Here is a 23,657-nt window from a genome sequence, read left to right as displayed (position 1 = left end):
AATCAAAAGGCACCCCTAGGGGTGCCTTCTTTTTATCAAATGTGTCGGTATTCAGGGCAGGTATTCGGCAAAGTGGGCTTGTTGCTCCAGCACCGCCTGACTGCCACGGAGACTGAACTGGTAGCCGCAGAGGCTGACGCTGCCGCGCAGGGCCATGTCGCGGATAATGTCGCGGCTGTCCAGCGGCGAGAAGCGTGCCTCGGTGTCGGAGGAGGCAAGCACCCGCACCTCCAAAGGTCTGTATTGGCTGCCGTTATTGAATTCCAATACCCGGCAAGTGGCATCACCCTTGGCGGTGGCCTGGGACCAGAGGGGTCCTTCCTGGGTACGCTCCCCTTTCCAGATAAGCAGCAGTGCTTCTTCTTCCAGCGCCAGGTTAAGGCCATCGGGCAATTTCACCTGTTCGCGGCTGTGGTTCTCGGGCTGAGTCTCGCCGGCATTTTCTTCACTGTCTTGCCCCTTGGGCCACAGCAAGGTCACCAAGGCAACCACGGCGAGCAGTGCCAGCAAGGCCAACATGGGGCGCCACCAGCGTTGCAATACAACCAAGATTTGCTGCATCAGCTCGGTCAGGGAACCCGTGGTATCCGGTTCGTCCTCAGCTTCCCTTGCTTGCCAACCAGCGCCCTCATCCCAGGCTTCCGGTCCATTGGCGTCGGCCTGCCATGGGGCGCCTATGGCGCTGTCTTCCGGCAGCTGATCTTGTGCCCGGTAACCTGAGTGGGCCAGCTGTTCCGGCAATACCTCGGTTATCCCCTCCATGGCCCGCTCATGAATGGCCTGAGCTTGCATGGCCTGGCCGCCCATGGAAAGAGACGGCTCAATACGCCCCCCCGGCCCCGCTCCGGCGTGGCCGTCCAGGCTCGGTTCAATACGGCCCCCCACTGAGGGTTCAGGAACAGGCATGTCCATGTGCCAATAACCGTCCCGGTAATGTTTGCGGGGATGGGATGGGAACGCCGCCAGCAATCCCAGCATGGCGCCCGCCAGGGCCAGCAGTCCCAGGCTGGCGGCCACAGGCGCCGCCAGGGTCAGCATTAACAGCCACAACAACATCAAGGCCACCAGCGCCATGGCCCAGAACCCCGGCCGGGAACTGTCGCGACAACGGCGCTTGGCCGACAACCACGACACCAGTATCAAAGGCAGTCCAAGTGCCCATAACCAGTGACCGGCGCCAAACAGCAGGGCGCCCAAGCCGGGCAGCAACAGGCCAACCAGGCCTATGGCCACCAGCCGTGGTCCATTGTCACATCCGTCACTGGTCACTAAGGTTCGATACTGCAAAATTGACTCCCGTTGCGATTTTTAAGCACTCATTCTGGGAGGCAGCGTAGCGGATTTCCCCGCAAATGTCAGCGGTCAGCCCTGCCCCGCTGGCGTTTTATGCCCCACGGCAGATATAATGGCCAGCTCTTTGATTTTCGCCCCTAAGCCAAGGCGCACGGGGCCAACCCGATTGGATGGCATCAGCATGAGTGCTCGTGGAAACCTGTTTATCGTATCGGCCCCCAGCGGCGCCGGAAAATCCTCCTTAATCGCGGCCTTGCTGCAGGACAAACCGGCGGATATGCAGGTGTCTGTGTCACATACCACCCGCGCGCCGCGCCCAGGCGAAACCAACGGACAGCATTATCACTTTGTCAGCGTTGACCAGTTCAAGGGTCTGATCGCCGAAGGGGCCTTCTTCGAATGGGCCGAGGTGTTCGGCAATTATTACGGCACCTCCCGTCATGCGGTGGAAGACACCCTGGCCAGGGGCATTGATGTGTTCCTCGATATCGATTGGCAGGGCGCTCAGCAGGTACGCAAACTGATGCCGGAGGCCATAGGCGTCTTTATCCTGCCGCCGTCCAAGACCGAACTGGAGCGGCGCCTAACCGGCCGTGGCCAGGACAGCGCCGAGGTCATTGCCAGCCGTATGGCCAAGGCCGTGTCCGAGATGTCCCACTACAACGAATATGACTATGTGATAGTCAACGATAACTTTGATTCCGCCCTGGCGGATCTGCGGGCGATCATTCGCGCCGCCCGGCTAAGCTGTGCTGGTCAAGCCCGCACCCACAGTGATATGCTTAACGATCTGTTGGCAGAGTAATTGCCTTCGTGTACAATTTTGCGTCATTTTTTCCCTCTCGATAACTGGAGTTCCATCACATGGCTCGCGTAACAGTAGAAGATGCCGTCAAGCAAATCGGCAACCGTTTTGACATGATCCTGGTTGCGGCGCGTCGTGCCCGTCAGATCGCCGTGCAGGGTAAAGACCCCATGGTTGAAGAGCAAAACGACAAGCCAACGGTTATCGCCCTGCGTGAAATCGAAAGCGGTCTGGTTAATTCCACCACTCTGGATGCCGACGAGCGTCAGAGCGTGCGTGAGCGCGAAGCAGCCGAAATCGCTGCCGTTGCCGCCATCGCCGAAGGCCGTACATTCTAAGGAATGACAATATAGGGAGACGCGCCACTTGTATCTGTTTGAAGGTCTTAAAGAATCTGCTTCCGCCTACTTGGATAGCGGGCAGATGGCTTTACTCAAACAGGCATATCAGGTAGCGCGCGATGCCCACGAAGGGCAGATGCGCACCAGTGGCGAACCCTATATTACCCATCCCGTGGCGGTGGCCCGGATCCTGGCGGACATGCGTCTGGATCACGAAACCCTGATGGCCGCCCTGCTGCATGACACCATAGAAGACACCCACGTCACCAAGGACGATCTGGCGGAGCTGTTTGGCCCCTCGGTGGCCGAGTTGGTGGAAGGTGTCTCCAAGCTCGACAAGCTCAAGTTCCGCGACAAAAAAGAGGCCCAGGCGGAGAACTTCCGCAAGATGATGATGGCCATGACCCAAGATATCCGGGTGATCCTCATCAAGCTGGCCGACCGCACCCACAATATGCGCACCCTCGGCGCCCTGCGGCCAGATAAACGCCGCCGCATCGCCCGGGAAACCCTGGAAATCTACGCCCCCATAGCCAACCGTCTCGGTATCCACAATATCAAGACCGAGTTGGAGGATCTGGGTTTCCACGCCTATTACCCCATGCGCTACCGGGTGCTCAAAGAGGTGGTCAAATCCGCCCGTGGCAACCGCAAGGAACTGATCCAGAACATAGAATCCGCCATTGCCGCCCGCCTTGAAGATGCGGGGATCCCCGGCAAGGTCAAGGGCCGGGAAAAGAACCTTTACTCCATCTACAACAAGATGCAGAGCAAGGAATTGCAATTCCAGGAAGTGATGGACATCTATGCCTTCCGGGTCATAGTCGACTCCATTGACACCTGCTACCGGGTACTGGGCGCCATGCACGGTCTGTACAAGCCGCGCCCCGGCCGCTTCAAAGACTATATTGCGATTCCCAAGGCCAACGGTTACCAGTCGCTGCATACCTCGCTATTCGGTCCCCATGGTGTCCCCGTGGAAATCCAGATCCGTACCGAAGACATGGACCAGATGGCCGACAAGGGTGTGGCGGCCCACTGGATGTACAAGGGTGGCAGTGAAGGCGGTGGCACCACCACCCAGGTGCGGGCCCGCAAGTGGATGCAAAGCCTGTTGGAGCTGCAGCAGAGTGCCAGCTCCTCGTTCGAATTTGTCGAGAACGTTAAAACCGAGCTGTTCCCGGAAGAAATTTACGTCTTTACCCCCGAGGGTCGCATCCTCGAACTGCCTGTGGGTGCCACGGCGGTGGACTTCGCCTACGAAGTGCATACGGACGTGGGCAATACCTGCGTCGGCGCCCGGGTCAACCGCCAGGCCTATCCGCTCAGCCAGCCACTGCTCTCGGGCCAAACGGTGGAAATCATTACCGCCAAGGGCGCCAGGCCCAATGCCGCCTGGCTCAACTTTGTGGTCACCGGCAAGGCCCGAGCCAAGATCCGTCAGGTGCTCAAGAGCCTCAAACAGGATGACGCCATTGCCCTCGGCAAGCGCCTGCTCAACCATGCCCTGGGTGAGACCCGCCTGGACACCATACCGCTGGAGCAGATTGACAAGGTTATCCGTGACACCAAGCACACCAGTCTCGACAGCCTGCTGGCCGACATTGGCCTCGGCAACGCCATGAGCATAGTCATAGCCCAACGCCTGCTGGGCGATAACATCGACAGCAGCGCCGGTGGTGAGACCCATCTGATGCCTATCCGCGGTGCCGAAGGCATGCTGGTGTCCTTCGCCAAGTGCTGTCGCCCCATCCCCGGCGATGCCATCATAGCCCACGTGAGCCCCGGCAAGGGCCTGGTGGTGCATATGGAAAACTGCGCCAATATCCGCGGTTACCAGGGCGAGCCCGACAAGTACATTCCGGTACAGTGGGACAAGGTCGACGGCGTTGAATACCAGGCCAACCTGAGGGTGGAGATAGTTAACCACCAGGGCGCCCTGGCCAAGATCACCTCAATCATTGCTGGCGAGGGTTCGAACATTCACAACCTCAGCACCGAAGAGCGCGACGGTCGGGTGTATCTGATCAACCTGCGGATTTCGGTGCGGGATCGTATCCATCTGGCCAACGTGATGCGGCGCATCAGGGTACTGCCCGAGGTGCTCAGAACCTCAAGAAACAGATAACGCTCCACAAGAACATCAACAAGATCAACAACCAGAGAGAGAGTGCTATGGCTGAAAAAATTATCATCGCCACCGACAAGGCGCCGGCTGCGATTGGAACCTATTCCCAGGCTGTAAAAGTAGGCGCAACCGTCTACCTGTCCGGCCAAATTCCCCTGGTACCGGCCACCATGACCCTGGTGGGTGAGGATTTCGAAGCCCAGGTGGTGCAGGTGTTCGACAACCTGAAAGCTGTGTGCGAAGCCGCCGGCGGTTCCCTGGCCGATATAGCCAAGCTCAACATCTTCCTCACCGATCTGTCCCACTTTGCCAAGGTGAACGAGATCATGGGTCGTTACTTCCAGCAACCCTATCCGGCCCGCGCCGCCATCGGCGTGAAAGAGCTGCCCAAGGGTGCCCAGGTCGAGATGGACGGAGTGATGGAACTTTAAGTTCCGGTTGTTTGCAGGGCGCTTCGGCGCCCTTTTGTTTTTGTAAGTCAGAACAGATTTTTAGCTATGAGCCCAGAACGTTTCGCCCGCATCAATGCCATGCTGGACAACCGCCAGGTGGACCTCACCCTGTGCCTCGATCAGGTGCACAAGACCAACAATATTGCCGCCGTGCTGCGCAGCGCCGATGCCGTGGGCGTCCATGAAATCCACGCCATCTGGCCCGAGCCGGATATGAAGGTGTCGGGCAATACTGCTTCCGGCAGCCAGCAATGGGTCAAAACGGTCAAGCATCCGGATGTAAGCTCGGCCATCACCGGCTTTAAGGAAAGTGGCATGCAGGTGGTGGCAACCAACTTCGCGCCAGAAGCGGTTGATTTTCGCGAGCTGGATTACACTCGCCCCACCGCCATCATTCTGGGGCATGAGAAAAACGGCGTCAGTGCCGAGGCCATAGCTCACGCCGATCATCAGGTGATCATTCCCATGGTGGGTATGGTGCAATCCCTCAATGTGTCAGTGGCCGCCGCACTGATCCTGTTTGAGGCCGAACGCCAGCGCAAGCTGGCCGGCATGTATGGCGAGCGCAAGCTGGATGACGCCTATTGTCAGAAGCTGCTGTTCGAACAGGGGCACCCCATCTACGCCAAGGCTTGCCGCCGCAAAGGCATCCCCTACCCCGAACTGGATCAGCAAGGACAGATCCTTGCCGATAAGGACTGGTGGGACAGGATGCGCGCCCCCATGCCAGAAACAATGGCCTGAGTAGACAAGGGTGACCCATACCCAGCCACCCCAACACTTATGGCCAAGGCCTGCCGCCGTAAAGAGCTGCCCTACCCGCGCATCGATGACCAGGGCCAGATAGACGCTCCCCCCGAGTGGTGGGACAAGATGCGCGCTGCTGCGGGATAATACAAAGCCCTTGGACCACATCATAAAGTAGTCCAAGGGCTTCATGGCTTATCGGGTTAAGGCTGTGGCATTAGACGGAGCAAACCCGCTTTGCTAGCCTATTCATCTGCTTTGGGAGGCAACCTTTCCAGGTGTTATATTGAGCGAGGCACGGAGACATATTGTGCGCTGACAAAACTCCTTTATTGCACATTGACCGATAGCGGATAGGGACGGCTATCAACCTTATATAGCACGGCGTTAGACAAAGAAGCGTAATCCACAGTATGCTGTTGAATAACTTCCCCGGTGGAATCCAAACCATACACATAATTACGGTTAATCCTTTGTACATAGTATTGATCGCCCACTACTTGATGCAGATTCCACTGACGTTCATATTCAAGTACACAGGTATCGGTTGATGCAGGGTCAAAGCTATCAGGTATGCAATAACCTGTTGTGTCCGTAACAGCCCTGTTGAAGCGATAACGACGTATACTGAGGTTGCCATTATCAGTAATTTGCCATAATCCGGAATAATGAGAGATCTCCCTTTCGCTTATTTCACCATCGGCATTTCCATCACTTACTTTTACCATCAGCACCGAGCCATCGGCATTAATTTCAGTCCAGTTATAATTAAGAGGCAGTATTGCAGCGCTTTTTTCCTGAAAAATTCCCACAACACTTTGTAGGCTCCATTTATCCACCTCTTTTCTTAAAAACAATGCGTTTTCCAAAAGAGCATTTTGCTCTGTCTTATTCTCAAAAAACACGTTTGCTTCCAGCACCTTATCTTTTCCAATAAAGGCATAGTCCAATGCCAAAGGTTGTTGCTTATAATCAGTAGTCAGAACTAAATGTCCGGCATCGTTATAATTGTAGTGTGCCGTTACACGTTGAAAATGCAGACTACCATCGGCTGACATCATAGGAAATTCCAGTTTTGCCGTATCAGCATTTTCAAGCTGGAGATTGATAGCGCTATAGCTCAAATCTCCATCTAGATAATGTGCGCGAGGCACAGAATAAAGGGCACCGATCTCCAGCTGAGGTTGTACTGTTTTAACTCCGGCACTCTTGACCGCCTGGACCACTTCAGGAAAGACCACCTCACCATCAGGAATCTGTCCCTCAAGATAATGAGTATTGGCCGTATGCTGCATTATCATCTGGTCGACGTCACCACTCCTGGATAGCCATTTAATGTGCGTCTGGGTTCGGTGATATTCGACCTGCCCCTCACGCTCATTCCTAATATACCAGAGCCCATCACCATCATATGTGAGTATCAGTCCCTGATCGCCGAGGGTCCATGTCAACTCGATCATAGGTGTATAAATATGCTGCAGCGAGCCTGTGCCATCAGCGTTCAACACTAACCGGGCACCATTCATGTCCCCACCCGAAGATTTAAAATAATAACTGTCAGCGATGGGGATATTGCCACTCCCAGTATTGGTAGCAACGATATTTTCATCGCTAATAATGGCGGCCAGAGCCTCTTCGTAAACTGACGTCATCCCCAATTGCGCTTGTCTCAGGTATTTTTGCGCCGATTCCAGATGAGTAATCAATTCCTGGGTATTGGCAACCCCTTCAGGTATTGCCAGCTCTGGATTGGCTTCAGCATAATCCAGCAGTAATTTGACAGCCGTTGCCAATGGTAGCACTTGGGAAGTGTCATAGACCCTGGCCGCACTGTCGAATGCATCTTGAGTGTAAATCAGCCCATCTGGGCTGGCAGCCTGCATGAGAGCACTGACAGCCGAAGTCACGTTAGTTACGTTAACGCCAAATATCTCATCCTTAGTCAGAATGCCATCCGCCCCGGCCTGTTCAATGAGATGTTCCAGGCTACCGAGCAGAGAAACCAACTTGACTGGACTGCCTTGCGCAGGTCCAACTGCAGTGATGTTGATTAATTTGGTGGCATAGGAATCGTCGACTCTCAAGCCGATATGGTAATCACCATTTTCATCAGCTGCAGTGATAAACTCTTGCTCACCCACAGATACTGTCACCTTGGCATTGGCTATGGGACCATCTGTCACCTTGCCCTGCAGAGTCAGCTCCAGCATTTTGGCGGTAACTGTCACAGTCACATCTTTGAAAGCGGTAGCGCCCTTGTCATCTGTCACTGTGACAGTGAATACAAGGTTCTCATCTTCGGTCACAGCAGGGGCGGTAAAGCTGATGGAAGCGGTATTTGCGCCATTCAGGATCACGCTGGTACCCGATTTTTGACTCCAGCTATAACTGCTGATACTGCCGTCGCTGTCGCTGGCTACGGCAGTCAGGTTGATGGCCAAACCTTCCTGGATGCTGCTATCGGTCACAGAAACTGTGGGAGCCTGGTTAACAGGCGCAGGTTTAGTCTCATCATTGCCACCACCACAGGCTGACAGGGAGGCGGCAATTAAAGAAGCGATGATGGTTTTTCTATAGCTTGGGGTTTGCAAGATAATAAACTCCTTGGTCGCAAGAATTGCTCTTGCAGCACGGTATCTTCCCGATACCTGTCCTTGGGTAGGCAATACCACCAGCTTTACCTTTTCATCGCCGGTAAATGTAATGCCGAATTCCGCGACGAGATGTTATTCCTTTCCTGAAAAGTTGTAAACTCAAGGTTAATCATAAGAATTTTCTCAATTAACTATTTGTATTAATAGAGAGATATCACCATCTGCTAAACTGTTTGCCCATTGCCGCTAAAGTCGACATACTGGAACTTAAACGTGCGTTTGAAGCAGCATGCAAAATAACAATAATCGTGGATGGATAAACCGATGGAAACCCAAAACAAGACCCCGATAGCAATGTTGACCCATTGGGTGGAGACCCGGGGCGACGAAGTCTACTTACGCCAACCCATTAACGGTCAATACCGGGATTTCAGCTGGCGTCAGGTGCAGCAGCAAATGCAGCAATTGGCCGGAGGCTTGCGTCATCTTGGTCTGGTGCCGGGTGACAAGATTGCCGTGCTGTCAAAGAACTGTGCCGAGTGGTTTATCAGCGATCTGGCCTTGATGTACGGCGGTTACATCAGCGTGCCCATCTATCCCACTGCCAATGCCGATACCATTCGTTATGTACTGGAGCACAGTGGTGCCAAGGCCATCATCATAGGCAAGCTGGATCACTGGGCCGAGCAGGAGGCCGGTCTCGGCGGCAGCATTTTGCGTCTGGCCATGCCCTACGACACCATGCCGACCCAATATGGCTGGCAGCAGCTGCTGACCATGGGCCAACCCCTGCTGGAAGCCCCCCTGCCGAAGCTGGATGACATCATGACCCTGATCTACACCTCAGGGTCAACGGGTAAACCCAAGGGCGCCATCCAGACCTTTGGCAGTTATGCCTGGACCTGCAGCGCCGTGGTGCGCGATCTCAAGACCAGTGGCGAAGACCGTCTCTTGTCTTACCTGCCGCTGGCACACATTACTGAGCGGGTGGCGATTGAGGGCTCTTCTTTCTACTCCGGCAGTCCGGTGGCCTTTGTCGAGAACCTGGACACCTTTGTCGCCGATGTGCAGCGCATGCGCCCCACGGTATTTTTCTCGGTACCACGCTTATGGACCCTGTTCCAAAAGAACATTATCGACAAGATTGGCTACAACAAACTGCAACTGCTGCTGAAGATCCCCCTCATCGGTTATCTGGTGAAGCGCAAGATCCACAAGGGACTGGGCCTCGACCAATGCCGTCTGCTGGGCTCGGGCTCGGCGCCCATACCGGCATCGCTTATCCAGTGGTATCACAGCATAGGTCTGGACATCTGTGAGGCCTGGGGCATGACGGAAAACAGTGCCTATTCGATCATCAACTATCCCTTCGACGCCAATAAGATAGGCACGGTTGGCAAGCCCATAGTCGGTTGCGATGTGCGCCGCGGCGAGGATGGCGAACTGCTGGTGAAGAGTCCGGGACTAATGAGCGGCTACTATCTGCAACCGGAGGCCACAGAGGCCGCCTTCGATGGCGATGGCTTCTTTCACACCGGTGACCTGTGCACCATAGATGAAGATGGCTGTATCAGCATTACGGGCCGGGTGAAGGACAACTTCAAAACCTCGAAAGGTAAGTATGTGGCGCCAGTGCCCATTGAGCGCAAGCTGGCCCAGGATCCCCATATTGAACTTATCTGCGTCATAGGTTCCGGCCTGCCACACCCCATAGCCCTGGTGCAATTGTCCGAGGGTGCCAAGTTGCAACCAAGGGAAGAAGTGCGGGTGTCCATCAAGGCAACCCTGGATGCCATCAACCCCAATCTGGAATCCCATGAAACAGTGGATGCCGTGGTGGTGGTGACGGATCCCTGGACCATAGAAAACGATGTGCTGACGCCAACATTGAAGATCAAACGTCACGTGCTGGAAGCGCGTTTCAGCGCCAAGGTGGACGGTGTCCGAGGTGCCAAGGTGGTGTGGGAAGAGGAAATCTAATCTGACGCCTGCGAAAAGGCTCGCCATTTGCGAGCCTTTTTCTTTGGTCGTTTTCCGGAACTGTTATCGCCACAGCGGCTCAGTCACCTTGCTTGACCTTGAGGGCCGCCTGCACCCGGTTGATGGCTGTGCCGCCCAATACATCGCGCTTGCCGAGGCAGGCTTCGATACTCAGGTGTGGAAACACGTCATCCTGGATGACCGCCGCGCTCTGCTGTAACAGCTCCAGCGGTAACTGCTCCAGCGGCAAGCCCAAGCCTATGGCCTTGACCACCAGCTCACCCACCACATGGTGTGCCTCACGGAATGGCATGCCCTTGGCCACCAGATAGTCCGCCAACTCGGTGGCATTGGCATAGCCCTGCTGGGCCGCCGTCAGCGCATTGCCACGGTTGACCTTGAGGCCCTCCAGCACCAGCGCCGCCATGTCGAGACAAATGCCCCAGGAGTCCAGGGTATCAAACAGGCCTTCCTTGTCTTCCTGCATGTCCTTGTTATAGGCCAGTGGCAGGGCTTTCATGGTCGTCAGAATGCCCATCAGGTTACCGTAGACACGGCCGGTCTTGCCGCGGATCAGCTCCAGGGCATCGGGGTTTTTCTTCTGCGGCATCAGGGACGAGCCCGAGGTGACATTGTCCGCCAACTCGATAAAGGCGGCCTCGCCTGAGTTGAAGAAGATCAGATCTTCGGCCATGCGCGACAGGTGCAGCATGGACAGGGAAGCAGCGGAGCACAGTTCCACCACGTGATCCCGGTCGGATACCGCATCCAGGCTGTTGAGGGTGGGACCATTGAACCCCAGGGACAGAGCCAGCTTTTGCCTGTCGATAGCATAGGCGGTCCCGGCCAGGGCGCCCGAGCCCAGAGGGCAGGTATCCAGGCGTTTCAGGGCATCATTGAGCCGGGACAGATCCCGCTCAAACATTTCCACATAGGCCAGACACCAATGACCAAAGGTCACAGGCTGGGCTCTTTGCAGATGGGTATAACCTGGCATCACGGCATCCAGTTCCCGCTCACACAGGGCCAGCAGGGCGCCAACCAGGGTCTGCAGCTTGTGCTGCAATTCGGCAACCGTGGCCTTGCACCAGAGCTTGAGATCCGTGGCCACCTGATCGTTACGGGAACGGCCCGTGTGCAGCTTTTTGCCGAGATCCCCGACCTTGGCAATCAGCCGCTGCTCAACGAAGCTGTGAATATCCTCGGCGCCACTGGCAATAATGGCATTGCCGTCCTCACCCACTTCGGTCAGCAAGTCGTTCAGAGCCTGCTTCAGCCGTTTACATTCATCGGCACTCAGGATACCGACACTGGCGATGGCATCGGCCCAGGCGATGGAGCCTTCCACATCCTGCTGGAACAGGCGATAGTCCACCGGCAAAGAATCATTGAAGAGTTGAAACAGGGCGCTGCTCTGCCCCTGAAATCTGCCACCCCATAGGGCCATGTGTCACTCCTTTGCGCCCAACCGGCGCCCATCACGGATGAGAATCAAAGGGCCCCGCAGGGCCCTGAATTGTTACTTGCTGCTGAGAGCGCGAATGCGGCTCGCCAGCGAGTACAGGCGGATAAAGCCTTCGGCATGCTTTTGATCGTAAACCGAATCCTCACCAAAGGTGGCAAAGGCTTCCGAGTACAGGCTGTTGGGAGAACGCTTCTTCACCGCCACGGCCTGGCCCTTGTAGAGCCTGACCACCACTTCGCCGTTAACGTCCCTGGCCAGAGACTCGGACGCCGCCAACAGGGATTCACACAGGGGAGTGAACCAGCGGCCATCATAGACCAGGTGCGCCATGCGGGCAGCGATCTGTTCGCGCCACTCGCGGCTGCTCTTGTCCAGCACCAGCTCCTCGACCGCACGCAGGGCAGCAAACATCACTGTGCCGCCCGGGGTTTCATAGCAACCACGGGACTTCATGCCCACCAGACGGTTCTCGGTAATATCGATACGACCGACACCGTGTGGTGCGGCAATGGCATTGAGTTTCATCAGCGCCTGATAGGGGCTCAAGGCCTCGCCGTTGACTTCGGTAATACGGGCGTTGGCTATCTTGAGGCTGACGTACTCAGGCTCATTGGGCGCATCCAGCGGATCGGCGGTCAGGGTCCAAACGCCCTTGCTTGGCTCGTTCCAGGGATCTTCCAGCTCACCACCCTCGTGGGAGATGTGCCAGGCGTTGGCATCACGGCTGTAGATCTTGGTGGTCGAGGCCGAGGTCTTGATATTGCGCTCCGCCAGATAAGCCAGCAGATCTTCACGGCTTTGCATCTCCCATTCACGCCAGGGGGCAATCACCTTGAGATCCGGCGCCAGGGCGGCGAAGCAACCCTCGAAACGTACCTGATCGTTGCCCTTGCCGGTGCAACCGTGGCACAGGGCATCGGCGCCGACCTTGCGGGCCACTTCCACCTGGGCCTTGGCAATAATGGGCCGCGCCATGGAGGTGCCCAGCAGGTAGGTGCCTTCGTAGATGGCGCCCGTGGCTATGGTGGGATAGATGTAGTCTTTAACGAATTCTTCTTTGAGGTCCACTATGTGGCACTCGCTGGCGCCGGAGGCCAGCGCCTTTTCGGTCAGGCCCACCAGCTCTTCCTCGCCCTGGCCCACATCGGCACAGAAGGCGACGATTTCGCAGTTGTCATAGTTTTCTTTCAGCCAGGGAATGATGGCCGAGGTATCCAGGCCGCCGGAATAAGCCAGCACCACCTTTTTAACGCCTGTGTTGTTGTTTGCAATTGCCATAGAAAAATCCTGAACTTAATTGAAAATTATCCGAGCAGCGTCACCAACACTGCGTTTTGAGCATGCATACGATTCTCGGCCTGATCGAGGATCAAGGAACCCTCGCCATCCATCACCTCATCTGTGACTTCCACGCCACGGTGTGCCGGCAGGCAATGCATAAAATACTGAGCACCGGCCTGATTCATCAACTCCCGGTTGACCTGGTATGGGGCAAACTTGGCACGGATATCCGTCAGCGCCGTGTTGTCCCCCATGGAAATCCAGGTATCAGTGTAGATGGCGTCGTGGCCCTGCACCGCATTCACATCCGTGGTCAGCACTATCTCACCGCCATGCTGTTTGGCTATGCGCTGAGCCTCCGTGACCTCAAAGCCATCGGGGAAATGGCCGGCCGGGCAAATCACTGTCATACGTGCCCCCAGAAGGGCAGCACCGTACATCAGTGACTGACTGACGTTGTTACCATCCCCAATGTACACCAGCTTGAGCTTGGACAGGTCATCCAGCTGCTCAGCCAGGCTGAGGAAATCCGCCAGCGCCTGGCAGGGATGATAGAGATCCGACAGGGCATTGATCACAGGTACTGAGCCATATTTGGCCAGCTGTTCTATGGTGCCGTGGGAAAAGGTCCGCGCCACTATGGCATCGGCCCAACAGGACAGGTTGGTGGCAAAGTCCTGCACCGACTCGCGCTTGCCCAGGGCACCGTTTTGCTGATCGAGGTAGAGGCAGTGTCCACCAAGCTTATTGATCCCGATATCGAAACTGACGCGGGTACGCAGAGAGGGCTTTTCGAACAACATCACCACACTCTTGCCCTTGAGCGCCTGGCTGTACTCCTGGGGCTTGGCCTTAATCTTACGGGCCAGCGCCAGCAGATCCAGCAGCTGCTGTTGCGTGAGTTCCTTTATCGACAAAAAATGCTTCATAGACACACTCCACTTCTCACTTCTAAGGTTGTATTTGAGTTCCGATGGCCTCACCCCTGACCAGGGCGGCCAGCTGCTGTGCATCACGCCAGGAGGCCACCTGCACCGGCCGTCCCAACCATTGGGCCACTTCCAGAGCAGCCTCGACCTTGACCTTCATGCCTTTCTCGATCACGCCCTGCTGCACCAGCTCACTGATGCTTTGGCTGTCGAGGCTTTCAATCAGCTTGCCCTTGCCGTCGAGTACCCCGGACACGTCCGACAGCAGTACCAACTTGGCTCCCACCAGCTTGGCCAGCACACTGGCGGCCTGATCGGCATTGACGTTAAGCAGTTCGCCCTCGTCTGACATGGCGATGGAACTGATAATCGGCAGCCAGCCCTGGGACATGGCAAAGTGCAGCAGGGCGGCATCCTGGGGGCTCACTTCGCCCACCATGCCCAGACGCTCGTCCTTGATAACGGCGCTGACCAGGTTGCCGTCACACAGGCTCATGCCGACACTGCGCACACCGGCCTTGCGGGCGGCACCCTGCAGTAGTTTGTTCGAGGTACCCGCCAGGGCACCCGCGATAATGGGCATCTGCTCGGCCGGAGTGACCCGCAGGCCATCGAGCTTGACCGTGTCCATACCATTGACCTTGAGCTGCTCATCCACCAGATAGCCACCGCCGTGGACCAGAATCACCTGCTGACCACTTTCAAGCAGTTGCTTGGCGGTATTCATCAGCCGCTCCATGCCCATCTCGCACTGCAACAGGGCACCGCCCACCTTCAAAACCAAAACATTGTTTGCTGACATCTGTATTTCTCTCTCATCCGGGATCTGCTGGGGCAGGATCACAGGCCAAAATGAATCTTTATGCATTGCAGCGCCTGACTGGCGGCGCCTTTCATCAGGTTGTCTATGGCGCTGGATACCACCAGGTAGCCACTGAGCTCATCAAACTTCCAACCAATGTGGCAGTTTGGGGTATGGACCACGTCATCTACCTTGGGGAACTGGTTCTGCTTTACCGTCACCAAAGGCGCATCGTCATACACGCTGTACGCCTGGGCCACGTCGCGGCTAAGGGTACCGGGTTTCAATTGCACAGTGATGGTGGCCAGGATGCCGCGCTTGAAGTTGCCCAGGTGCGGGGTAAAGATGACTTCCTGCCCCAGCTGGGAGGCAATTTCCGGCTGATGCCTGTGGCCCAGCACCCCATAGGGCGTCAGGCTGACCTCGCAAAAACTGGTGTGCAGCTGAGCCTTGCGGCCGGCACCTGTCACGCCACTGACGGCATTGATCACCGGCCAGGCGTCGGTCAGCAGATGCTTGAGCGGCTTGAGAGCACACAGGGATGCCGTGGGATAACAACCGGGTACGGCGATCATCCGGGTTTTGGCTATGGCCTCGGCATTCCACTCAGCCAGACCGTAGACGGCTTCCGCCAGCACCTGGGGATGGGCATGTTCAAAACCGTACCACTTGGGATATTGGGCGGTATCGGCAAAGCGATAGGCGCCACTGAGGTCAAACACCGCCAGACCCTGGGCATAAAACCAGGCCGCCAGATGCAGACTGACCGAATGCTCGGTTGCCAGCACTACGGCATCGGCATCCTGTACTATCTGATGCTTGGCCTCTTCGGTCAGGGGCGACAGGCACAAATCTATGTGGCTGTATACCGGGTAAAGTTCCGCCAGGGGCTTGCCCTTGTCGGCACTGCCTTCAGACACATACAGCCCCTGAATACTCAGTTGGGCTTCGGAATGGATAAGGGCGGTAATTTGGGCACCCGTGTAACCACTGGCGCCGATAATAGCGATACTTTTCATTGTCTCTCTGGTCTAGGTCGCAAAACAGGAATTAGAAGTATGGTCTAAAAACCATAGTGAGTGGCAGCCTCTGGCCACCATTGGCACGGGACTATCGTCGCACTAACGGAAAAGACGTGCCACTGTGGCAAGAAGGATGAAAACCAACCATATTTTCTCTCATTCCCGAGGCCTGCTCTATGGTGCCTGATTCAAGTGTTTGCTAGACTAGCATAAACATTTATTTATGCAATATATGTGAATACTTATTTTTACGGTTGACTGCGAATGAACAAAATTCCTGAACTTAAAGCCCGATTTTCTAAGCTGATTGCTGCACCTTCAATCAGCGCACTGACCCCAGAGCAAGATCTGAGTAACCATGCAGTTATTGCCTTGCTGCACCAATGGTTCAGCGACCTGGGTTTTCAATGCCACAGCAGCGAGGTCATCGACTCCCGCAACAAGCACAATTTGCTCGCCCAGATTGGCAGCGGTCAAGGCGGCCTGCTGCTGGCGGGCCACACGGATACAGTGCCTTTCGATGAGGGGCGCTGGACCCAAAGCCCCTTCACCCTGACGGAGAAAGACAATCGCTGGTATGGCCTTGGCAGCTGCGATATGAAGGGCTTTTTTGCTTTGGTGCTGGAAGCGGTCAAGGACTTCAGCCCGGCCCAGTTCAAGCGGCCTCTGTATGTGTTTGCCAGTGCCGATGAGGAAACGACCATGAGCGGCGCCAAGGCTTTCGCCGAGCACAGCGGTATCCGCCCCGAGTATGCCCTGATAGGCGAGCCCACCAATCTGCGCCCCGTATACATGCACAAGGGCCACCTGGCCCAGGGGATCCGGGTCAGCGGCCGCAGTGGTCACTCCTCGGATCCGGCCCGCGGTCTGAACGCCATTGAGATTATGCACCTGGTGATAGGCCAACTACTGAAACTCAAGCAGCACCTGGCGGATAATTTCCACGAGGACGCCTTCAGCGTGCCCTATCCCACCATGAATTTCGGCCATATACACGGTGGCGATGCCGCCAACCGAATCTGCGGCTGCTGCGATCTGCATCTGGATATTCGTCCGCTTCCCGGATTGTCGTTGGCTGATTTGGAGCTGATGGTGGCCAACTACCTGCAGGACATCAGTTTGCGTTACCCCGGCGCCATCAGCATCACAACCCTGTACCCCGGCGCCGAATCCTTTGCCGGCAGCCGCGACAATCCCTGGACCCAATTGGTGGAGGCCCTGTCAGGCAATGAGGCCCAGGTGGTGAACTACTCCACCGAGGCCCCCTATATCCAGCGTCTGGGTTGTCAAACCTTGGTGCTTGGCCCCGGCAGCATAGAGCAGGCACATCAGCCGGATGAATATTTGGCAATGGATCAGCTCAAACCTACGGTCGAATTATTGAAAAAATTAATTCATAGGGCCTGCATTCAATAAACCACAACACCATGGCATGAATCCAAAAATTGGTCAGTCCAATTTACCGCAGGCAGTTGACCACGAGGCCACGGCTGTTTATTGTGCTTTAACGACCAAGCCTGCCCAGGCAGCCGAACTGTGACTGGAGACAAGATGAAGGTAAGTGAAAATCTGGCTGACGTGTACGCCCCGCTGCGAGCCAATGTCGGCATGATGGGACAAATACTCGGCGACACCATGCGTGAACATTTGGGTGAAGCCTTCCTCGACAAGGTCGAACAAATCCGCCAGCTGGCCAAACAAAGTCGTCGCGGCGATGAGAGTGCCCGCGAGCAAATGCTGGCCCTGTTGACCGCACTTCCGGACGAAGAGCTGGCCCCCTTCGCCAAGGCCTTCAACCAATTCCTTAACCTGGCCAACATCGCCGAGCAGTTTCATACCATCAGCCGCAACTGCGATGAGCTGGTGTGCGTTCCCGATCCGGTAGAGCAGCTGCTTGGACGTATACTCGGCGGCAAGGTGGATGCCGATGCCATGCTGGAGACCCTGCAGACCCTCGACATAGATCTGGTGCTGACGGCCCATCCCACGGAGATTTCCCGCCGCACCCTGATCCAGAAATACTCCGCCGTGGTCGATTGCCTGCAGGAAATGGAAAATCCGCTGCTGACCGAGCAGGAACACAAGAGCGTCATGCTCAGATTAAGGCAGCTGATCGCCCAAATCTGGCATACCAATGAAATTCGTGCCGAACGCCCCACGCCGGTAGACGAAGCCCGCTGGGGCCTGTCCACCATAGAAACCTCCCTGTGGCAGGCCATTCCCGACTTTCTGCGTCAGCTGAATGACAAGGTGGAAGAACGCACCGGCGTCCAGCTGGCCACAGACATAGCCCCGGTACGCTTTTCCAGCTGGATGGGGGGCGATCGCGACGGCAACCCCTTTGTCACCGCCAAGGTCACCGCCGAGGTGCTGGACAGAAACCGCCATGCCGCCGCCCGCCTGTACCTCAAGGACATAGTCGAGCTGGTCAATGAGCTGTCGATGGAGCAAGCCAATGCCGAACTTATGGCCCTCAATCCCGGTAGCCGCGAACCCTACCGCGATGTGCTCAGGGGCCTGCGGCAGAAGCTGCGCAACACCATAGACTATCTCAATGCACGTATTGAAGGGCATCAACCCGAGGTCAGCCGCGACAGCATCATCTGGGAAGACGCCGACATCCGTGAGCCGCTGCAGCTCTTGTATCGCAGCCTGTGCGATTGTGGCATGCGCCTGATTGCCAACGGATTGCTGCTGGATATATTGCGGCGCCTGGCCTGTTTCGGCATTCATATGCTCAGGCTCGACATACGCCAGGATGCCGGCCGTCACTGCGATGTCATCGCCGAGCTGACCCGTTATCTGGGCATGGGTGACTATGCCCATTGGGAAGAACATGAGAAGCAAGCCTTCCTGCTGCGGGAACTGGCCAATCGCCGACCACTGATCCCTGTCAGTTGGCAGCCATCCGATGAAGTAGCCGAGGTACTGAAAACCTGCCGTCTGGTGGCATCCCAGCCACAGCAGGCCTTGGGCTCCTATGTTATCTCCATGGCAAGTCATCCCTCGGATGTGCTGGCGGTGCTCTTGCTGCTCAAAGAAAGCGGCTGCAGCTATCCCATCAGGGTAGTGCCTTTGTTTGAGACCCTGGACGATCTCAACCAGGCGGCAAGCTGCATCCAGGCGTTGCTGGATATCGACTGGTATCGTGGTTACACCAAGGGCATGCAGGAAGTCATGATTGGTTACTCGGATTCCGCCAAGGATGCCGGGGTGATGGCCGCTGCCTGGGCCCAATACTGCGCCCAGGAACAACTGGTGAAGGTCTGCCGCAAGGCCGGAGTCAAACTGAATCTGTTCCATGGCCGCGGCGGTACCATAGGCCGCGGCGGCGGTCCGGCTCACCAGGCGATCCTGTCACAGCCGCCGGGCTCCGTGGATGGCCGCATCCGGGTAACGGAACAAGGGGAAATGATCCGCTTTAAATTCGGTCTGCCCAAACTGGCGGTGCAATCCCTGGCGCTGTATACCTCTGCGGTGTTGGAAGCCACCCTGCTGCCACCGCCGGAGCCCAAACAGGCCTGGCGTGAATGCATGCAAAGATTGGCCGAGGACTCGGTGCTTGCCTACCGCGGCATAGTCAGGGAAGAACCTCAGTTTGTTCCCTATTTCCGCTCTGCCACGCCGGAAGTGGAACTGGGCAAACTGCCGCTGGGCAGCCGGCCGGCCAAGCGCCGGGTCGACGGTGGTATCGAAAGCCTGCGGGCCATCCCCTGGATCTTTGCCTGGTCCCAGAACCGTTTGATGCTGCCGGCATGGCTCGGCGCCGGCGAGGCCCTCAAGGCGGCAGCCGATCGCGGCGACATGCCTTTGCTTAAAGAAATGGAGCGAGATTGGCCCTTCTTCAATACCCGGATTTCCATGCTGGAGATGGTGTACAGCAAGGCCGAGCCCAATCTGGCGAGCTACTATGAACAGTGCCTGGTACCCAGCGAGTTACACGGCCTGGGTAAAAAACTGCGCCAGCGGCTGGCGCTCGGCATAGAAGCCGTGCTGGAACTGACCGGCAGCGACAGCCTGATGGCACACACCCCCTGGAACAGGGAATCGGTGCGGCTGCGCAACCCTTACATAGACCCGTTGAACTTCCTGCAAACCGAGCTGCTGGCCCGGACACGTAAGGAAGAAACGCCATCGGCACCGGTGCAGCTGGCCCTGATGTTGACCATAGCCGGGGTTGCGGCGGGCATGAGGAACACGGGATGAACAGGCTTTGGCTGCCACTGTTGCTGGTCGGCTTGCTCGGTGGCTGCGTCAGCCAATACAGCATCAGCGAAAATCAGATTGAGTCCTTCCTCGACGGTCGCTTGGGCCAAGACATACATAAGGACAAGATCCTGCGTAGCGCTGACATCAGGGTCAACCAGGTAGAGGTTCGATTGGGCCACAAACCCGACACCATGGCGGTGAAGGCCACCTCGGTGCTGGAGCTCAAGGCGCTGTTCGTGCCATTGCGTGCCAGCCTTACGGCCGAGTTTGAGGCCAAACCCTGGTACGACAGTGAGCGCCATGCCGTGTATTTGCGCGATCTGGAATTACTGCAAGTGGAATCCAGCCCCAAAGAACTTGGCCGCGCTCTGCAAAGCATCAGTCCTCAGCTGATGCTGTTTTTGCGAACCTATCTTGAAAGCGAGCCAGTGTATGTACTGGATGTTAAAGAGAGTCAGCAGGCGCTAATGGCTGAAATGACCCGGCGCATCAGGGTTCAACCGGGTAAGCTGGTGTTGGAATTCAAATAGCAGTCCTGAAAGTCACGGCCCCAGGAAGCAGAAAACGCAGCCCCAAGGCTGCGTTTTTTTATGGCTGCTTGCTACTTATATTGTTACTTGCTGTACCTGCCTATGGAGCCGTAATCCACTATCACGGCCTCACCCAGCAGTTCGCGACGCAGCATATCCAGGGCCACTGCCGCGCTCAGGCTGCGTACCAGATCCCGCGAGCGCCGCGGTAATTTAATCATCTGGCTATAGACCCCACCCCGGGTTGCCAATGCCAAAGCTACTGTACCAACGGGCTTTTCCTCCGAGCCGCCATCGGGCCCGGCGATGCCACTGGTGGCCAGGGCAAAGTCACTGTCGAGCAAGCGACGGGCGCCCACGGCCATTTCTTCCACCGTGGCAATGGAGACGGCACCGTGATCATCCAAAGTTTGGGGCGACACCCCAAGCACCTTCACCTTGGACTCGTTGCTGTAGGTCACCAACCCATGATGCAGGTAGGATGAACTGCCGGAAAAGGTCACCAGATCGCTGGCAATCAATCCGCCGGTGCAGGATTCCGCCAACGCCAGGCTAAAACCGGACTGATTGAGTCTGGCATGAATTTCTTCCGCCAGACTTTGCCTGTCTTCCGCCACCACGGCCGTACCCAGTACCTGACGCACATGGTTGGTCACTCTGGGCAACAGGCCGATAGCCTTGTCACCACGGGCAAATATCTTGATTTCTATGTGGGGCATGCTGGAGCGATAGCCCAGGGTAATCCCTTCCGGCAGCTCAAGGGTCTCCAGTTTGTCCGCCAGTGCGGATTCGCCGTGGCCTATGGTCAGCAGCTTTTTGACCGCCACCTTGGCACCGACACCGAACTCCTGCTGCAGGAAAGGAATAAACTGACCCTTCACCATTTCCTTCAGCTCAAAAGGAACACCTGGTGTAAAGAACAACCAGGCGCGATTGAGCTTGACCCTGAATCCGCAGGCGGTGCCAACCGGGTTGTCCACCATCACTGCCGATTCCGGCAACAACGCTTGCTTGAGATTACTCAGCGGCATTTCCCTGCCATTGCGGGTAAACCAATCTTCCAGGCGCTGACGCCAGACAAGGTTTTCCACCAGGGGTTCACCTTTGGCTTTTGCCATAGCTTCGGCGGATAAATCGTCACTGGTGGGCCCAAGACCACCATTTACCAAAATCACATCCGCATGCAAACTGCGCTCCTGGAACACAGCGATCAGATCCTCGAGCCTGTCACCTACGGTGATCCGCCGCTGCACCTCAATTCCCTGTTCCATCATGACATTGGCAAACCAGGCCGCATTGGTATCCACAATCTGGCCCGACAGCACCTCTTCCCCGGTGCAGATCATCTCAAGCTTCATCTCAACATCCCTTGGTTGCAAGTTGGCTATAAGGTAAGTAAGGGAAGCCCCAATAGCAAGAGAGATGCAGGATAGCTAACTTTCGAAGTGTAAAGTTGGCAACACTCTGTATTTAAAAGGCTTAAAAAGCGCAGCGATAAGTGTATAGACGGTGATGATGCAATCAGCTATTTCTCGGCGCAGGCTTGTGAGCCGTTGGTAGCACTCTAAACCGGGGCCATAACGAAAAAAGCCTCTGCATTGCTGCAGAGGCTTTCGTCTTTATGTTGGCGGAGCGGACGGGACTCGAACCCGCGACCCCCGGCGTGACAGGCCGGTATTCTAACCAACTGAACTACCGCTCCTTTGGGCTAGGCCCAAATTAGGCGTCTGGCGATGACCTACTCTCACATGGGGAGACCCCACACTACCATCGGCGCGATTGCGTTTCACTTCTGAGTTCGGAATGGGATCAGGTGGGACCACAATGCTATTGTCACCAGACAAAATTGGTAATTTGGAAAGCTGTGCAGTGAAATATGGTGGTCGCTACTGGGATCGAACCAGTGACCCCCTCCTTGTAAGGGAGGTGCTCTCCCGGCTGAGCTAAGCGACCGGAAATTCTGTGCTGCTGCTCTTTTGAGCCTTGAGTCTCGACTTCAATCAAGTTTGGGTACTTCAAGCAAAACGTAAAACCCATCTGGGTTGTATGGTTAAGCCTCTCGAGTCATTAGTATCAGTTAGCTCAACGCCTCACAACGCTTACACACCTGACCTATCAACGTCCTGGTCTCGAACGGCTCTTATGTGGACTCTAGGTCCAAGGGATGACTCATCTTGGGGCTCGCTTCCCGCTTAGATGCTTTCAGCGGTTATCGATTCCGAACGTAGCTACCGGGCAATGCCATTGGCATGACAACCCGAACACCAGCGGTTCGTTCACTCCGGTCCTCTCGTACTAGGAGCAACTCCCCTCAATCATCCAACGCCCACGGCAGATAGGGACCGAACTGTCTCACGACGTTCTGAACCCAGCTCGCGTACCACTTTAAATGGCGAACAGCCATACCCTTGGGACCGACTTCAGCCCCAGGATGTGATGAGCCGACATCGAGGTGCCAAACACCGCCGTCGATATGAACTCTTGGGCGGTATCAGCCTGTTATCCCCGGAGTACCTTTTATCCGTTGAGCGATGGCCCTTCCATTCAGAACCACCGGATCACTATGACCTACTTTCGTACCTGCTCGACGTGTCTGTCTCGCAGTTAAGCTGGCTTATGCCATTACACTAACCGTACGATGTCCGACCGTACTTAGCCAACCTTCGTGCTCCTCCGTTACTCTTTGGGAGGAGACCGCCCCAGTCAAACTACCCACCAGGCACTGTCCCTAACCCCGATTAGGGGCCCAGGTTAGAACATCAACACTACAAGGGTGGTATTTCAAGGACGACTCCACGAGAACTGGCGTTCCCGCTTCAAAGTCTCCCACCTATCCTACACATGTAGGGTCAATGTTCAGTGCCAAGCTATAGTAAAGGTTCACGGGGTCTTTCCGTCTAGCCGCGGGTATACGGCATCTTCACCGCAATTTCAACTTCACTGAGTCTCGGCTGGAGACAGCGTGGCCATCATTACGCCATTCGTGCAGGTCGGAACTTACCCGACAAGGAATTTCGCTACCTTAGGACCGTTATAGTTACGGCCGCCGTTTACCGGGGCTTCGATCATGAGCTTCTCT

Annotated in this window: 18 protein-coding genes, 2 tRNA genes and 2 rRNA genes (1 of these 22 only partly in view); 10 read left to right on the top strand and 12 right to left on the bottom strand. The window is 56.2% G+C overall.

What is annotated here, in order from left to right; translation table 11 throughout:
- Positions 1-51: 51 nt before the first annotated feature.
- Positions 52-1,287: a hypothetical protein gene (locus tag JYB84_RS01325; RefSeq protein ID WP_207321669.1), complete on the bottom strand. Its 1,236-nt coding sequence runs from the start codon at positions 1,285-1,287 to the stop codon at positions 52-54.
- A 187-nt stretch (positions 1,288-1,474) separates the two neighbouring features.
- Here JYB84_RS01325 and gmk point away from each other — a divergent pair, with 187 nt between their 5' ends.
- From gmk to JYB84_RS18505, 6 genes are all read left to right on the top strand, one after another.
- Positions 1,475-2,098 carry a guanylate kinase gene (gmk, locus tag JYB84_RS01320; RefSeq protein WP_207321668.1) on the top strand — a complete coding sequence of 208 codons (624 nt, stop codon included), beginning with the start codon at positions 1,475-1,477 and terminating at the stop codon, positions 2,096-2,098.
- A 59-nt stretch (positions 2,099-2,157) separates the two neighbouring features.
- Entirely contained in the window at positions 2,158-2,436 is a 279-nt protein-coding gene (gene rpoZ / locus JYB84_RS01315) for a DNA-directed RNA polymerase subunit omega (protein WP_207321667.1), read from the top strand.
- A gap of 28 nt (positions 2,437-2,464) precedes the next feature.
- Positions 2,465-4,567 (top strand): bifunctional GTP diphosphokinase/guanosine-3',5'-bis pyrophosphate 3'-pyrophosphohydrolase, encoded by a 2,103-nt coding sequence (gene spoT, locus JYB84_RS01310; RefSeq protein WP_207321666.1) that lies wholly within the window; start codon positions 2,465-2,467, stop codon positions 4,565-4,567.
- Positions 4,568-4,614: 47 nt separating this feature from the next.
- Positions 4,615-4,998, top strand: coding sequence for a RidA family protein (locus JYB84_RS01305; protein WP_207321665.1), 384 nt, complete (start codon positions 4,615-4,617; stop codon positions 4,996-4,998).
- 66 nt (positions 4,999-5,064) lie between these two features.
- On the top strand, positions 5,065-5,763 hold the full coding sequence (gene trmH / locus JYB84_RS01300; RefSeq protein ID WP_207321664.1) for a tRNA (guanosine(18)-2'-O)-methyltransferase TrmH: 699 nt from the start codon (positions 5,065-5,067) through the stop codon (positions 5,761-5,763).
- 39 nt (positions 5,764-5,802) lie between these two features.
- Entirely contained in the window at positions 5,803-5,913 is a 111-nt protein-coding gene (locus JYB84_RS18505; RefSeq protein WP_207321663.1) for a hypothetical protein, read from the top strand.
- A 182-nt stretch (positions 5,914-6,095) separates the two neighbouring features.
- On the opposite strand, the gene JYB84_RS01290 is transcribed toward JYB84_RS18505, so the two are convergent.
- The gene (locus tag JYB84_RS01290; RefSeq protein ID WP_207321662.1) at positions 6,096-8,438 is read right to left on the bottom strand and encodes a PKD domain-containing protein; all 2,343 of its coding nucleotides are present in this window, start codon (positions 8,436-8,438) and stop codon (positions 6,096-6,098) included.
- Positions 8,439-8,684: 246 nt separating this feature from the next.
- Between JYB84_RS01290 and JYB84_RS01285 the strand changes: the two genes are divergently transcribed.
- The gene (locus tag JYB84_RS01285; RefSeq protein WP_207321661.1) at positions 8,685-10,340 is read left to right on the top strand and encodes an AMP-binding protein; all 1,656 of its coding nucleotides are present in this window, start codon (positions 8,685-8,687) and stop codon (positions 10,338-10,340) included.
- Between the two features lie 79 nt (positions 10,341-10,419).
- Here the strand turns inward: JYB84_RS01285 and argH are convergent, their stop codons facing one another.
- The 5 genes from argH to argC form a co-directional block, all read right to left on the bottom strand.
- The gene (gene argH / locus JYB84_RS01280; protein ID WP_207321660.1) at positions 10,420-11,787 is read right to left on the bottom strand and encodes an argininosuccinate lyase; all 1,368 of its coding nucleotides are present in this window, start codon (positions 11,785-11,787) and stop codon (positions 10,420-10,422) included.
- Positions 11,788-11,859: 72 nt separating this feature from the next.
- Entirely contained in the window at positions 11,860-13,083 is a 1,224-nt protein-coding gene (locus JYB84_RS01275; RefSeq protein ID WP_207321659.1) for an argininosuccinate synthase, read from the bottom strand.
- A gap of 26 nt (positions 13,084-13,109) precedes the next feature.
- Positions 13,110-14,015, bottom strand: a complete 906-nt coding sequence (locus JYB84_RS01270) for an ornithine carbamoyltransferase (RefSeq protein ID WP_207321658.1) — start codon at positions 14,013-14,015, stop codon at positions 13,110-13,112.
- 22 nt (positions 14,016-14,037) lie between these two features.
- Positions 14,038-14,817 (bottom strand): acetylglutamate kinase, encoded by a 780-nt coding sequence (gene argB, locus JYB84_RS01265; protein WP_207321657.1) that lies wholly within the window; start codon positions 14,815-14,817, stop codon positions 14,038-14,040.
- A 38-nt stretch (positions 14,818-14,855) separates the two neighbouring features.
- Positions 14,856-15,836 (bottom strand): N-acetyl-gamma-glutamyl-phosphate reductase, encoded by a 981-nt coding sequence (argC, locus tag JYB84_RS01260; protein ID WP_207321656.1) that lies wholly within the window; start codon positions 15,834-15,836, stop codon positions 14,856-14,858.
- 267 nt (positions 15,837-16,103) lie between these two features.
- Between argC and argE the strand changes: the two genes are divergently transcribed.
- From argE to JYB84_RS01245, 3 genes are all read left to right on the top strand, one after another.
- Positions 16,104-17,255 carry an acetylornithine deacetylase gene (gene argE, locus JYB84_RS01255; RefSeq protein WP_207321655.1) on the top strand — a complete coding sequence of 384 codons (1,152 nt, stop codon included), beginning with the start codon at positions 16,104-16,106 and terminating at the stop codon, positions 17,253-17,255.
- Positions 17,256-17,408: 153 nt separating this feature from the next.
- Positions 17,409-20,045, top strand: a complete 2,637-nt coding sequence (ppc, locus tag JYB84_RS01250) for a phosphoenolpyruvate carboxylase (protein WP_207323061.1) — start codon at positions 17,409-17,411, stop codon at positions 20,043-20,045.
- Positions 20,042-20,578, top strand: a complete 537-nt coding sequence (locus JYB84_RS01245) for a DUF1439 domain-containing protein (RefSeq protein WP_207321654.1) — start codon at positions 20,042-20,044, stop codon at positions 20,576-20,578. Before ppc ends, JYB84_RS01245 begins: the two co-directional genes overlap by 4 nt.
- An 83-nt stretch (positions 20,579-20,661) precedes the next feature.
- On the opposite strand, the gene JYB84_RS01240 is transcribed toward JYB84_RS01245, so the two are convergent.
- From JYB84_RS01240 to JYB84_RS01220, 5 genes are all read right to left on the bottom strand, one after another.
- On the bottom strand, positions 20,662-21,936 hold the full coding sequence (locus JYB84_RS01240; RefSeq protein WP_207321653.1) for a CinA family nicotinamide mononucleotide deamidase-related protein: 1,275 nt from the start codon (positions 21,934-21,936) through the stop codon (positions 20,662-20,664).
- A 267-nt stretch (positions 21,937-22,203) separates the two neighbouring features.
- Positions 22,204-22,280, bottom strand: a tRNA-Asp gene (locus tag JYB84_RS01235).
- 23 nt (positions 22,281-22,303) lie between these two features.
- Positions 22,304-22,419, bottom strand: a 5S ribosomal RNA gene (rrf, locus tag JYB84_RS01230).
- 36 nt (positions 22,420-22,455) lie between these two features.
- A tRNA-Val gene (locus JYB84_RS01225) sits at positions 22,456-22,531 on the bottom strand.
- Positions 22,532-22,624: 93 nt separating this feature from the next.
- Positions 22,625-23,657: ribosomal RNA gene (locus JYB84_RS01220) — 23S ribosomal RNA — on the bottom strand (it continues 1,860 nt past the right edge of the window).

The sequence above is a fragment of the Shewanella cyperi genome, from assembly GCF_017354985.1.
GTDB classification, from domain to species: Bacteria; Pseudomonadota; Gammaproteobacteria; order Enterobacterales; family Shewanellaceae; genus Shewanella; species Shewanella cyperi.
Note: the sequence above shows the minus strand (reverse complement) of the source record. Positions and strands in the feature narration are given on the sequence as shown.

Bases quoted from the DNA above. Each gene is read 5' to 3' on its own strand.
- argH (WP_207321660.1), bottom strand. From the start codon at position 11,787: ATGGCCCTATGGGGTGGCAGATTTCAGGGGCAGAGCAGCGCCCTGTTT.
- argE (WP_207321655.1), top strand. From the start codon at position 16,104: ATGAACAAAATTCCTGAACTTAAAGCCCGATTTTCTAAGCTGATTGCT.
- JYB84_RS01240 (WP_207321653.1), bottom strand. From the start codon at position 21,936: ATGAAGCTTGAGATGATCTGCACCGGGGAAGAGGTGCTGTCGGGCCAG.
- argB (WP_207321657.1), bottom strand. From the start codon at position 14,817: ATGTCAGCAAACAATGTTTTGGTTTTGAAGGTGGGCGGTGCCCTGTTG.
- JYB84_RS01245 (WP_207321654.1), top strand. From the start codon at position 20,042: ATGAACAGGCTTTGGCTGCCACTGTTGCTGGTCGGCTTGCTCGGTGGC.
- gmk (WP_207321668.1), top strand. From the start codon at position 1,475: ATGAGTGCTCGTGGAAACCTGTTTATCGTATCGGCCCCCAGCGGCGCC.
- argC (WP_207321656.1), bottom strand. From the start codon at position 15,836: ATGAAAAGTATCGCTATTATCGGCGCCAGTGGTTACACGGGTGCCCAA.
- trmH (WP_207321664.1), top strand. From the start codon at position 5,065: ATGAGCCCAGAACGTTTCGCCCGCATCAATGCCATGCTGGACAACCGC.
- JYB84_RS01275 (WP_207321659.1), bottom strand. From the start codon at position 13,083: ATGGCAATTGCAAACAACAACACAGGCGTTAAAAAGGTGGTGCTGGCT.
- JYB84_RS18505 (WP_207321663.1), top strand. From the start codon at position 5,803: ATGGCCAAGGCCTGCCGCCGTAAAGAGCTGCCCTACCCGCGCATCGAT.
- rpoZ (WP_207321667.1), top strand. From the start codon at position 2,158: ATGGCTCGCGTAACAGTAGAAGATGCCGTCAAGCAAATCGGCAACCGT.
- JYB84_RS01270 (WP_207321658.1), bottom strand. From the start codon at position 14,015: ATGAAGCATTTTTTGTCGATAAAGGAACTCACGCAACAGCAGCTGCTG.
- JYB84_RS01305 (WP_207321665.1), top strand. From the start codon at position 4,615: ATGGCTGAAAAAATTATCATCGCCACCGACAAGGCGCCGGCTGCGATT.
- JYB84_RS01285 (WP_207321661.1), top strand. From the start codon at position 8,685: ATGGAAACCCAAAACAAGACCCCGATAGCAATGTTGACCCATTGGGTG.